At 43.2% G+C, this 11,848-nt stretch carries 11 protein-coding genes; all 11 read right to left on the bottom strand.

Annotation, left to right across the window (positions count from 1 at the left end):
* Window positions 1-177: 177 nt before the first annotated feature.
* The 11 genes from ACYVUV_RS11870 to ACYVUV_RS11820 all read right to left on the bottom strand — a co-directional run bounded on the left by ACYVUV_RS11870 (window position 178) and on the right by ACYVUV_RS11820 (window position 11,758).
* Window positions 178-1,242, bottom strand: coding sequence for a hypothetical protein (locus tag ACYVUV_RS11870; protein WP_484499501.1), 1,065 nt, complete (start codon window positions 1,240-1,242; stop codon window positions 178-180).
* Window positions 1,243-1,304: 62 nt separating this feature from the next.
* Window positions 1,305-3,494 carry a hypothetical protein gene (locus ACYVUV_RS11865; RefSeq protein WP_484499500.1) on the bottom strand — a complete coding sequence of 730 codons (2,190 nt, stop codon included), beginning with the start codon at window positions 3,492-3,494 and terminating at the stop codon, window positions 1,305-1,307.
* Between the two features lie 32 nt (window positions 3,495-3,526).
* Window positions 3,527-5,143 carry a VWA domain-containing protein gene (locus ACYVUV_RS11860; RefSeq protein WP_484499499.1) on the bottom strand — a complete coding sequence of 539 codons (1,617 nt, stop codon included), beginning with the start codon at window positions 5,141-5,143 and terminating at the stop codon, window positions 3,527-3,529.
* Between the two features lie 104 nt (window positions 5,144-5,247).
* Entirely contained in the window at window positions 5,248-6,225 is a 978-nt protein-coding gene (locus ACYVUV_RS11855) for an AAA family ATPase (protein WP_484499498.1), read from the bottom strand.
* A 238-nt stretch (window positions 6,226-6,463) separates the two neighbouring features.
* A complete protein-coding gene (locus ACYVUV_RS11850) occupies window positions 6,464-6,721 on the bottom strand; it encodes a hypothetical protein (protein ID WP_484499497.1) in 258 nt (85 codons plus the stop codon).
* Between the two features lie 211 nt (window positions 6,722-6,932).
* Window positions 6,933-7,841 (bottom strand): class A sortase, encoded by a 909-nt coding sequence (locus ACYVUV_RS11845; RefSeq protein WP_484499496.1) that lies wholly within the window; start codon window positions 7,839-7,841, stop codon window positions 6,933-6,935.
* A 50-nt stretch (window positions 7,842-7,891) separates the two neighbouring features.
* Window positions 7,892-8,341, bottom strand: coding sequence for a hypothetical protein (locus tag ACYVUV_RS11840; protein ID WP_484499495.1), 450 nt, complete (start codon window positions 8,339-8,341; stop codon window positions 7,892-7,894).
* Window positions 8,338-8,481, bottom strand: a complete 144-nt coding sequence (locus ACYVUV_RS11835; RefSeq protein ID WP_484499494.1) for a hypothetical protein — start codon at window positions 8,479-8,481, stop codon at window positions 8,338-8,340. Before ACYVUV_RS11835 ends, ACYVUV_RS11840 begins: the two co-directional genes overlap by 4 nt.
* A 165-nt stretch (window positions 8,482-8,646) precedes the next feature.
* Window positions 8,647-9,120, bottom strand: coding sequence for a hypothetical protein (locus ACYVUV_RS11830; RefSeq protein ID WP_484499493.1), 474 nt, complete (start codon window positions 9,118-9,120; stop codon window positions 8,647-8,649).
* 43 nt (window positions 9,121-9,163) lie between these two features.
* Window positions 9,164-9,718: a hypothetical protein gene (locus ACYVUV_RS11825; protein WP_484499492.1), complete on the bottom strand. Its 555-nt coding sequence runs from the start codon at window positions 9,716-9,718 to the stop codon at window positions 9,164-9,166.
* Window positions 9,719-10,102: 384 nt separating this feature from the next.
* On the bottom strand, window positions 10,103-11,758 hold the full coding sequence (locus tag ACYVUV_RS11820; protein ID WP_484499491.1) for a mucin-binding protein: 1,656 nt from the start codon (window positions 11,756-11,758) through the stop codon (window positions 10,103-10,105).
* Window positions 11,759-11,848 lie beyond the last annotated feature (90 nt).

Below are 11,848 nucleotides of genomic sequence, written 5' to 3'. Positions count from 1 at the left end.
ATAGCCTAGACAGACACCGTAAAAATTCCCATAGAGAACAAAAACAGCATCCCCTTGGCTCATGATGATCATGAGAGGGAATGCTGCTTTTGAGCAGTTAACACTATTTTTGTCCACGGCTAGATTGGTAAGCCGGGTTGTTTGGATTTTTACAATCGACTGACAAGAATAAGCTGGCTAAAATTGAGGCATTCCATTGCCGTAGCCAATCACTTCATTCTGAAGCCATTGCACGCATTTAGGGGTTACCTGGCCCGTACTGAAGCGATGTATCACATTAGTTCGTGGATTGTACAAAGCAAGATACTTCACCTTTTTATATTCCGGATGTATCGATCTCAAGCCCATCTGCCAGTACACCAGGAGCTGCATAAGCTGCCGATTATTTGGCTCATTAGCTGAAACTTTGAAGTCCCAGAGCGTATCTTCTGTCAAATAATCTCCGTCCCCAGAAGCAATTATTCCAGTATAGCCACCTTGAAAAGTAATCTCACTAGCGACTAGAGGCCCATAATTGTCAAACAATTTAATGCCTCTGCGTACCATTTCGTCAATATTGTGGCTGGTTACTGGAAGGCATGAACGATCACTGAGCCATGGAACTACACCACCCTTCAAATGAAATGGCATACCAGTGCCTGTTCTATAAAGCGAGTCACAAGTTACTAAGGCCAAGGCCGGATAGGCAGCCAAACGAATCCAGTCGGCGTTTCCGGACTCATGTAATTCATCAACTTCACTCAGCAGTTGATAAAAAGTGTCAAAATACGGATCCTCACACATATATCTTGAATTTTCAAATCCAAAACAAGAAATATTAAATGCCTTTGCAGCATCCTCACCAGTTAACGCCATTCTAGTCAAATAATCCACTGCCATGCCTGTCAGACTAGCCGGAACGCCCTCGTCTTCTTCAGCATGCAAATCAAGAGAATTTACTGGATTCAACTGAATTTTCTCCATATCGCGCCAACTTGGATGTGGGGCCGAACGTAAAGGGATAGTATTAACTCGGGTAGTAACTGAAACACCAACATCTGGATGATGCCGATCATGCTTGCTATGTGCTTCAGCAAAAAGGAGAGCCGCTTTTCGTTTCCCAATTTTATGTGGCTTCGGCCTAAGATTAGCTTGGCGTCTTCTCTCCATTTCTTTCTGCAATTGCGCTTTGATTTCTTTTTCTTTTTTCTCGCGTTTAGCCTCTAAGAGCTTTCCTCTCTGGCGTCTGCTTCTTCTTGACAAAAAAATTCACCTTGTATTCCAAGCTGGTATCGCTTAGCCTATCCAATCTTGCGTCATCCTCATTACTTGGCTTCGTCATTTTCTGTTTCCTTAATCAACAGCTTCAAGTATTTTTTCTTGAAGCTGTCATCTTCGAGAGTACTGTAGACTTTAAGCAGCTTTTTAGCTATTTCTGGCTTCATTCTAAGCAAATCCCGACACATGTCAGGCTTGTAGCACCACACCGCGGGGTGCTTGACAAGGCTTTGCAGAAGTTGAATGAAGACTTTATCATCGATTTCCATTTCTGTATCCGTTTCGTCCAAGGATTGAGGCAGTTTTTCCAAACGATGGAGTAAGCCAAAATCAGTGGAAAGGTCCGTGCTTTCAACCGAGCAAGAAACAAAATACTTCGTACAGTCGCTTGGAACTAAAGAATAGTAAACGACGTTATAGTCGCTGATGCGATGATAGGATTCTTCAACCAATCCTTTGTTTATGACTTGACTAACGACATGCTCTACTTCATCGTTGGGAATCAAGCGGAACAGCTTGTCAAACCGCGTGTGGGCAATATCAAAATAGAAATTCTTAACAGTTGACATGTCCCTAAGAATAGCCACGCAGTTGTTCGCGGTCAAATGGTAATTGCCATCTTTATTCTTATTCACAAGGACAAGGTCAGCAGTCGCCGTTGCCAAGATATTGCCGACAAGTCCAGAACCGTTTACTTTTTTCTGCAGAGAATTCCGCTTCTTCTCTACCCTTTGGCTGTATTCATTTAAGAATGCTGCAATTGCTTTTGTCCAGGAATCTGAATCTTTGTAGTTAAGACCGAGTTTGCTTTTCGGCAGGATTCCATCGTCAATCACAATTCTAAAGAGCGTCTTTTTGAAGCTAAGTGTAGCAACTTTGTCAAAATCGATCCCTTTTGCGGAAGCTGTCGTCTTGGCGAAAGAAATGGCCTTGTCAATTTCTGGCACAATTTTCACCTGTGTATCGATCCGCTTCAGCTTGCGCCACATGTCTGGATCAAGGAAAAACTTGCAATTAATCAGATCAAAGCCAATTTCACCACCTACGTCAAAGCCAATGGCGTTTTCCTCTGAATAGTATTTCAGATCAATTTTGCCTTTTTTCAAATCTGCATAGCCATCGCTAAAACGATTCATCAAAGCTTTTTTATTCAATCCCGTAATGTCACGGTAAAACTTGATATCTGGTTTAGCAATGACCTTGCTGGCAAAAGACTGCAATTGTGGGGAAATGCCTTGAAGCGTCAGTTGCTGCAATTTGCCCGTGAATTCTTCAGTGGCTTCTTTGACCATCTCTGTCACAGGCTTAAAATTATCATTGAGCTTAAAGCAGCCAACAAGCTTGTTGCCAAAGGAGTCGCCTGCTCCGGCAATATACATCAATCGGTCCGCAATGCTTGCCGTATCCATTTGACTTTCACAGTAATATTTCCAAGTTAAGCATTGCGGTGTAAGCTGTGGGCAAGAATGACCTAACAGCTCATAAATAAATCCGTAGCCTGCGTCTTTAACAGTTACTAGAGATTCGCTTGCCAAACTTGGACGAATAACGAAACGCATGCTTGCAGGCTCTTGAACAACATCGAAAGTAGTTACGAATGGCAGAAACAGTTTTTGCTTGCGTGCTTCCAAATAAGTAACGATATCTTTGATGTCATCATCTGTCAGCTTCCAGCCGCAATTTTTCGTCTTTTGAACGTCATCACCAATATAGGAACAACGGTAGACACAAGATTCAAAGACGTAGCAGACATGATAGTTATTCTGCCCCGCATTTTTTGATTTTGACTTTCCTTTTTTAGAGTTGTCTTCACATTCAATTTGAACGAATTTCTCTCCCACAAGCTCTGGTGATTCTTCATAGATCTTTGCCAGACGCTGCTGCTTAAAATAGTCCTCAAGCAATGGAAAAAGGACAGCCTTCATATTTGATTGGGCAACAGTCTGGCTGATGAAATTGCCAAATTGTTCCTTCATCTCGTTATCAATGGGCAACTCCTTGATTACCGAGATCAGATGCTTTCTTTTTAATTTCTTGACGAGAGACTTTGGGCTGACAGTTTTCTCTGTGCTGAGTGCGTTAAAGATAGCACAATAAAGACCTACAGTATCGTCAAGAGATATATTCCGGGGAATAAAAGAAGCATTAGCTCCCCTTTTCCGATAAATATCGTTCTCAATCTTTTCGTAGTAATCTGCACGACTTTGGAGGAATGATTCAGTTTCTATAGTTTCCATGATTTTGTCCTTATCGCCTATCGACAGCTATGCTACATCTGCGTCAAGAAGCCAATCAGCTCTGCAGGTGACACTGCTTCTGCAATTCGCGTACAGTAGCGTGAGTACTTTGCAAAGATGGAATCCCCTTGATTCCATTTGTTTTGCAATTCTGTATTGAGCCAGTACGTTCTTTTAGCTCTGTGCGCAATGTTTTTGAATTCATCATCTTCCGCAGCATTTCTATTGTTTCTGGCATCGCCAATCCAAACCACGATAGTGTCCTTATTGATGTCTGACATGTGGCCATCCTTGTATTCTCTGATCGGTCTGCCATAGTCTGAGTACACTCCTCTGGTTGGAATAGTGTTGAGCACCTTCGCAATGGCAGAATCAGAGTCCGGCTCGTCAAAAAGTCGTGAAATGTCATAGAGCGAGTTGACAAATGCATAGGACTTGCACCCACCTGGGAAGACCTCACGCATGTAGTACATGAACGTCAGCATCAGTTCAGACGCTTCCCGGCATGAGCCGGATACGTCCAAAAGCATCACGATATTCGCCTTTTGTCTTTTTGGACGTTCGAAAGCAAGACTGATAGGAATTCCATTGCTCCGGCAGGCACGCTTGCACGTTTCTGCCATATCTATTTTTTTGTGAGCACCGGTCCGAATTCTGCCGCTGATGCGCGTACGAAAGGCACGGGCATTCTGGCGAATGTAATCTTTGAGAAGTTCCTTTTCTTCTTGCGTCAGACTGCTGAATTTCTTGTCCATGAAAGCAGGAGTGCCTTCGCCCAAAGAGACTACCGCGTTGTGCGCTGTGCTTGAATCAAAGCTTTCTCTGTGCTCCAAGCTTTGATCTTTGATCATCTGATGTTCATTGGCAAAGCTGTTGAACAGATCGTTCAAGCGCTCTTTAGCCTTTTCTTCCATCTGCTCAATCTCAGCCTGCTTGTTTGCAATTTCTTGCTTGCGCGCTTTAAAGTCATCGATCTGCTTTTGAATCTTTTTCTTGGCAGTAACGGCTTTGCTGATAATCGAGGCCATATCGTCAATTATCTCAATCATTGCCATAGGGTCTGACGTTTGATCCAGCTTTGCCAAGCCTACTTTGAGGCTCTTTTTTAGGTCTTCCTGTTCTTCAACCAGCTTCATCTTCGGCATAGGATCAGCACCGTTTGCGATCTCTCCCATGTCCTTTAAGAGAGCATAGTTTGGATCTTCTTTAAAGAGCTTGTCAAAGTCATCAGCATGTCCCTTGATCTTTTCTTGCAGCTTGGAAGACTTCTGCGTTTTCAGTTTTAAAGTTTTGCTTTGATTTTCTCCAAAAGCGCTCATTTCCTCTTGAAGCTGCTTGCTTTCCTCGTCAAGCTTCTGCTGCTCAAATTTCTGATTGGCAGATGCTTTTTTTACGTTGTCGCGTGCTTCTTTCAGCTTCTTCTTTTGGCTGATTCTAACGTCGCGAAAAGTCATAAAGTCATGATGGAATTTTCGAGACTCTTCCGGCGTTTTGACGATGATTGATTTGAGCACAGGCTCACTGGTTTCAAAGCTCAACCCTTCATATGGCATGTCTGCCAGTGCGGCAAAAGCAGTCTCCGCATAGTCTGACGGAATGCTATAGCCGTTTGCTCTGGCAAATTCCCCAAAAGAGATTATCGTCTCCATCAAAGTATAGTCAACGTCTTCTTGCCCAGCTTTCAATTCCTGCAGGTAAGCCTCCATTTTTTGTGAGGTCATTTCCCTTCCCTCCTCATGTTGCGGCAGATCGATTAGTCATTTGGAAGGTTCTCAAAGGGGTCATCATCGTCAAAATCGGGTGATGGCACACCAGCTGGATCCTCATTCCACATGTCACTGCCGTAGGTGGAAACGATATCCTTTGCTTGTGTAAGGTCATGGCTGTCCTTGACGAGGATGCTGAGTGAGTTCACGGCAATTTCTTTGGTAATCTTGTCGTTGTCTGCAAGAAATTCAGCATAGTTGATTGCTTCAGCTACGGATGGCTTATAGCGCATAGCTGAGTTTTCCATGACAGCAAGGCTTCTTGCAATTCCGCGAGCAACCTTCTTGTTGCTGTGCGTCTTGCTAATAAGAATCTGCACAAGCTCGTCTTCAGTTTTTGGCTCAAGATAAAGATAGTTGCACCGCCGCCGAAGCGCTCCTGAAAGCTCACGATAACCGTTGGAGGTAATGAAAACTATTGGCTTTTTCTCGTCATCACACTTGATCTCTCCAAGCTGTGGGATAGTAATCGAATAGTTTTCCAAAAATTCGTAGAGCATGTACTCAATTTCTTCCGGTGCCTTGTCAATTTCGTCAATGCAGAGCACGCATGGCTTATCGCCTGTGATGGCACGCAGAATTGGTCGCTTGATCAAAAAGTCAGGGCCATAAAAGTCAATGCTTTTATTTGCGGCTTTGATTGCTTCATTAGCTGTCATGCCCTCAAAATCCTTTTCCAGCTGCGGCTTAATCGTTTCAAGCATCAGAAGCTGCTTTTGATAGTCATAGTCGTAGAGAATCTTGTCATCAGTCAGCCCTTCATACATCTGAAGGCGAATGTACGGCAGGTTAAGTCCATCAGCCAGTGCCTTGGCAATTGAGGTCTTGCCGACGCCAGGCTGACCTTCCAAAAGAAGTGGTCTTGATTGAGACGCAGATGCCCACACCGCATAAAGCGTGTCTTTGTCACTAAGATAGTTCTGAGAATCCAGAGCTTGTTTTATTTCATTTAAAGTGATTTTCATTTGAAATTGCCCTTTCAATTTTGCTTTTTAGTTGTCCCCTACTTGGAACAGCCCAAGTATTTTTTTCTTTTTTATGCCTATATCTTACTACGTAAGCACAAGAGTGTCAACGTTTTTGGGGAACTATTTTTTGCACTGCATCGCAGGTTAACGGCAGGCCACTGAGCAAAAGCAGGCAAAAAGGCCACACTTTTCGTATGACCTTTTCGCTGCTAAATCTAGCTTTCCTAGGCTTTTCTTAGTCTTTTCTTAGTTCTTCATCGATCAGTTGCTTGAACTCTTCTAAATTTTCAATAGTCGCTTCGTGCTTTAAAAAGCTTCTAACGCTTGCCACTCGGCGGGATCGCTTATCCTTGTCCCATTTTTCCTTAGAGGCAGGATCTCCTTCTTTAGCCAATCGCTTCTTCTTTTCATAGTATCGACGATTTATAGCTGCACGGCGCGCTTTTCGTTCTTCTTCACTTAGAGCCATGTTTTTTCGACCTTTCTTCAGCATTGTTTTATTATCATCTTACTACGTAAAGAAGAGCCAATCAAGTTCTAGAAAGAAAAAGCATTCCCGCCCGTAAGCAATCTACAGGCAGGAATGCTGCTATCAGAAATGGCTTCTTGCAAGTTCTTCGATCATGACAAACTACTATTTGGTTCTCGAAAAAATTATCAGAAACAATATTTTGCAAATCTAGCCGCCATCACAATGATTTGGCCTAAGATTTCTTGCAAGTTTTGACAATCATGGCGCCGATCACAATTAGCCAAAGCAAGCTAAAAGCAATTACTACCTGCTGCAAAGTAATCTTTTGGTACCATTTCTCGTCTACCCTTTTGGCTACTTCCTTAACTCCGCCTTTTGATAAAGCTACAGCTTTAGCTTTCTTTTGCGGCTTATCTGTAAGTTCACAGGCTTCCAAGTTCTTCTTGGTAGCTTTGACAGTACCAGCCAAAACGCCTTGGACAACGGTCCGGTGTTGGCCATAGCCATAACGACTCACGTCAAAGTCGGAGCACGTAATCAATGTAATAAGCTTTTTGCCTTGTACGTTGTTCTCAACCTCAATTTGCGTTGGCTTTACGGCATATGACTTGTATGTTGCCTTATAGAGATAGATCTTCTCCATGTCAGTGACACAGATTAAGTCGCCATTCTTGATGTAGTGCAGGTTGTCCAAGACTGCAGACCCATAAGAGCCCATGTAGTGTCCAGCCAAAACATAGTTGTTTACGCCGCCCATTTCTCGGCCTGGAACTACTGTACATACGCCATAGCTGAGATTCTGTCCGACGGATCCATAGCCGTTAAAGAGCGGGTTATGGATATTTACGGCTGGCACTGACATTCTCCCAATGGAATACGCTGGATACTGCTTGGCTTTCCATAATTCAGATGCGGAAACCGATTTGGTTTTTGAGGCATCATAGCTGGTTTTCTTTTTGGCGTTGGCTTTTGCCTTCTTAGCCGTGAGTCCCGTCTTAGAAACCACATCCGCATTATCGGAAACGACTAAGGAGTGTCCCCAGCCAGATCCCAGAAACATCAATGCTACGCCGACATAGAAGACAATACCGAACCCTAAAATTGACAGCACCCTAACTAATTTGTTTGTCTTTTTGCTCACTATTTGTCACAAGCATCTGCAGGCATAACCTATAACAGGTCAGCAGGCGCTTATCTCTCCTTTCCCCTCAAGCTTTTTTCTGACCAAACATGGAGTTTGCCATATTTGCCTTCTTCTTGTTCCTTCTTAATTTTTTTGCGCTTCTTAACGACTTGCTTGCCAAACCATGCAGGATCGTAGAGATCCATCAGTTGCTTTTCCAGCTTCCGCATCTTTTGATCCAGTTCAGCTGGGCATCGCTTGTCCTGGTACCATTCGCTGCACCAGCCATCACAATAAGTGCTGATATAAGCGACAATGACCCGAAAGTTTTGATCTTCAGATTCTTGATAGATCATCACAGTAACAGGTGCGACTCCCTCTTCTGCCCAGCTTGCCGCATCGATGTTGGCCTTGTATTTGCCGTCATCGTCAAAAAAGCCGGCTTTGTTAAAGTCCTCAACCCAGGCAAGGTCGATTTTTAACGCCCGTTCTTGTCTGTCCGATATTTTTGCTTTCATTTTTGCGATTTTTTCTTACGGTCAGCGGCACCAGCCGCCACAATAGACGCGATTGCCGCGCTCAAATAATCAGAGATGTTTCTAAGGCCAGTTCGCTGATCAGCTGCATTCTTCAGCCATGATCTGCTTTTTTCACTCATCTTTCTTTTTCCTCCTTCCTATAAAATGGCGGTTGCCAAAACAATCAACAGCCCTGCAATCGTTCCATAGATAAGCATGCTCAGCCCAACACCGAGGATTCTGTCTGTTGTTTTCAAGTCATCACTATTAAACATAATTAGTTATCGCCTTTCGCTAACTTTTCACTAAATTTTATGTTTGATTGCTAAATATTTTTGTGCCTCGTCATTAGACTTCAGCAAGCCTTTTTCTAAGATGCTCAAGGCAGCCGGATTTGTCTGCCGCTGATCATCAGCACCGTTTTGGTTGCTTTTGGTAAACTCAAAAAACGTTTCAGTCCATAAGTCGTTCATGGGCACAATGTAGGCGTTGTTATCGTCAAGATAGCGATCGCTATCTTCTGGGATTTCCTCAAAAGAATCGAAAATCTTCTTCTCAACGGGATTGTTATGATCGGTAGAAATGTATCGTCTGCGCAAAATCCCTTGATCAACCATCGACTGCAATAAAATTACGACATCAGCCTCAATGCCAGCGTAATCAATCCCACTTTTCTTCACATTGTCAATCACGGCTGACGCAAAGAAGCATCTTACATTGGCCTCTTTATAGACTGACACAATCTGGTCAACACAAAGCCTAATCTTTAGAGAGATCATTTTTCTTGTCCTTCTAGTTTCTTCCGGATTGCAATGCGGCCGATTAGAAAATAGAGTGAAGCATCAACGCCAGCAAAATGAACACGATCGTTACTGCCGTAGACATGGTAGCAATTGATGCACGCTTGTCTGCCGTATGCTTGATATCTTGTCTGTCACTCATTTCATGAATAGCGTAAGCATGCATCGCGTTGACGTATTGCTTTGGTGCAAAGAAAAATACGATGTACTCACTTACCGAGATAATAAACACGGCCAAAAGACCTTCAGGCGCTAACTGACCTCTTGAAACGTAAAACGAAATCGAAAAGTAGATCGTAAGCAGGATCGCATACCAGCCCCAAACAGCGCCAGATCCACCTAGTCTAAGCTTGTCAGAGTTCTTTGACTGTCCTCTCTGGTACAAGAACACGCTAGTAATAATTCCGATGACACAAGCCCAGACAACGAATTTGTATGTTCCCGCAAAGAGCTTAATAATTGCATGGCCGTTTAACAAATTTGAAGGGTCTGCGTGGCTATCTTGAAACACTCTATTTAAGTATTTTCCACTGCTTGAACTGGATTGGCTGCTTGATGAGCTTACTGAGTTAGTCATGTCCAGCGCCCAAAATCTCCATGAGCTTAATAGCATTGTTCTTTGATTCCGCCTTTCTATATGCGTCTACTTGTCTATTTTTGTACGTGCTACATGACACCGCGTTACAGCGCCATCTATCTATAATTGATGTACCAAAAATTCGTTATCATTTGCGTTTGTTTTAGCTAGTTATTACTTTACATGCTCTAACATGTAAAATTATTTTCACTGTTTTTGCGGTCAGAAATATGTGTCACGCCATTCTAGAAAGGATCTCAAAAATGACATGCTCCCCCGACCAAGGTCGGGGGGTTCTTTATAGGCTAGTGCTCACGCACAGCCTACAGCTTATAAAAATCCGCCTTGTGTATTTAATACACAAGGCGGAAATAATACCAACTACTAATCTTCCTTAAGAATTTCAGCAATAACAGTTGCCACGTATGTTTCACTGCCTTTGGTATATGTACCTACACCTACTACAATTTTGGTAAGTGATGGATTGATCATGTTTACATAATGGAGAACTGTGCCCGATTGGTTAGTAAGATAATCACGCTCATGACGAATATTTACTGCCACATAGTCATCTTTTTCGTCTTGGTAACTCTTTTGAGTATAAGACATGAACGATCGTACTTGCTCATCTATAGATTCGCTTGCATTTAATTTTGTAGCACCAATGTCCTCCATCCCGTATACATTACTGTACTTTTCTGTAAGCATTTGACCAGAGTGATCCCATTTTCCTGTATCCGCCAATTGCTTTGCTTTATCTTCAGCACGCTGATTCATAAATTCTTGCCAGTCAGCAGTGGTATCCAAAGCCACAGAACCAACCCCTGTAGCTGATCGATACCCGTTAAAAATACTCAAGAATTTAGAACGCACTTCAGCCTTAGTTGCCTCAGTCCACAATTTAATTGAAGGGACGGTTATCTTCAGGACAATGGTAGTATGTGTACCATCTTTATAAGTAACAGTAACAGGGACGTTATAAGTACCAGAATCAGCCACAGTCGGACTGGCTTTCAAATTATAGACACCATACTCGAGTTGGAAAGTCACCGCAAATGGAGTTTTGGCAGAGTCAACAGTGACAGATTTAATATCATCTGCAGTTGCCCAAGATCCAGTAGATGCATCTTTAATTTCAAAAGCGGTTGAATCATAAGTAGTTCCCGGTGTGATAGTCGTATCTTTTGCTTCAAGCTTGTAAGCCGTAGCCATGCCCCCAATATTAGAAGAAGATGAATTAGATGAACCACTGTTATTCGTGTAAGAGCCGCCACTGCTTTCCGATGAGGATCCACTGTTAGCTGGCTTTGATGGCGTCGTAGATGCGTCATTGTTTGAATTTGAACTGCTGCTTGAAGATGAAGATCCAGAATTCCCATTAGAACTGGACGATCCACTGTTAGCCGGCTTTGACGGCGTTGTAGATGGCTTTGTTGCACGCTTGGCATCGGTCTTCTTAGACGTCTTCTTGACTGCCTTATAGGTAATCTTGATAGTCTGGTTCTTGGTCTTGCCGGTCACCTTGTAGGTACCTACAGATGACCGGCTTGCAGTATAGCCAGATACCTTGGCTACGGTATACTTCTTCCAAGAAGACGTGCTCCACTTGCCGTAGGTCTTCTTTTTAGTTTTATTGTCGGTCTTTACCGTCCGCCTGATGTAGGCGTTCTGGATGACTTTCTTGACGCCTTTTGGCTGGTACATCTTGATCGTCCGGGTGATCTTCTTGGTCTGTGTGGAGTAGCTGCAGCGAGGTACTACCTTTTTTGCGTAGCTAGTGCGGATATACCGCCCCTTGTCCAAGTTATAGTACTTCTTGCCTTTGATCCACTTGGTGCCGTATGCAGTCACCTTTGCATTTTTCTTATAAGACTTCTTGGTTTTCTTTCCTTTAGAAGTATAGACGTAGGCTTTCTTAGACACGCGGATTTGGTACTTCACAGCCGCTTGAACTTGCGCTTGTGGCAATGATGCTGCCCCACCCGCACCAAGCAGTGCTACTGACGCGGATACGCCAGACGCAATCTTTACGAATTTCATCTTTTTCTCCTTTATTCTTTTACAATTTGCATTTTCCATCTACTATTTTAGCAACTGTGCAGCTTGATTTCAGATTTCCTTTTATAGTTC

The organism is Lactobacillus sp. WILCCON 0149 (assembly GCF_057197965.1).
The sequence above is the reverse complement of the archived record's forward strand: the minus strand, read 5'-3'. Positions and strand labels throughout refer to the sequence as shown.

What these genes read in the sequence shown, in the direction of transcription:
- ACYVUV_RS11860 (WP_484499499.1), bottom strand. Translation starts at nt 5,143, where the DNA reads ATGGAGACGATAATCTCTTTTGGGGAATTTGCCAGAGCAAACGGCTAT.
- ACYVUV_RS11835 (WP_484499494.1), bottom strand. Translation starts at nt 8,481, where the DNA reads ATGAGTGAAAAAAGCAGATCATGGCTGAAGAATGCAGCTGATCAGCGA.
- ACYVUV_RS11850 (WP_484499497.1), bottom strand. Translation starts at nt 6,721, where the DNA reads ATGCTGAAGAAAGGTCGAAAAAACATGGCTCTAAGTGAAGAAGAACGA.
- ACYVUV_RS11855 (WP_484499498.1), bottom strand. Translation starts at nt 6,225, where the DNA reads ATGAAAATCACTTTAAATGAAATAAAACAAGCTCTGGATTCTCAGAAC.
- ACYVUV_RS11830 (WP_484499493.1), bottom strand. Translation starts at nt 9,120, where the DNA reads ATGATCTCTCTAAAGATTAGGCTTTGTGTTGACCAGATTGTGTCAGTC.
- ACYVUV_RS11840 (WP_484499495.1), bottom strand. Translation starts at nt 8,341, where the DNA reads ATGAAAGCAAAAATATCGGACAGACAAGAACGGGCGTTAAAAATCGAC.
- ACYVUV_RS11820 (WP_484499491.1), bottom strand. Translation starts at nt 11,758, where the DNA reads ATGAAATTCGTAAAGATTGCGTCTGGCGTATCCGCGTCAGTAGCACTG.
- ACYVUV_RS11825 (WP_484499492.1), bottom strand. Translation starts at nt 9,718, where the DNA reads ATGACTAACTCAGTAAGCTCATCAAGCAGCCAATCCAGTTCAAGCAGT.
- ACYVUV_RS11865 (WP_484499500.1), bottom strand. Translation starts at nt 3,494, where the DNA reads ATGGAAACTATAGAAACTGAATCATTCCTCCAAAGTCGTGCAGATTAC.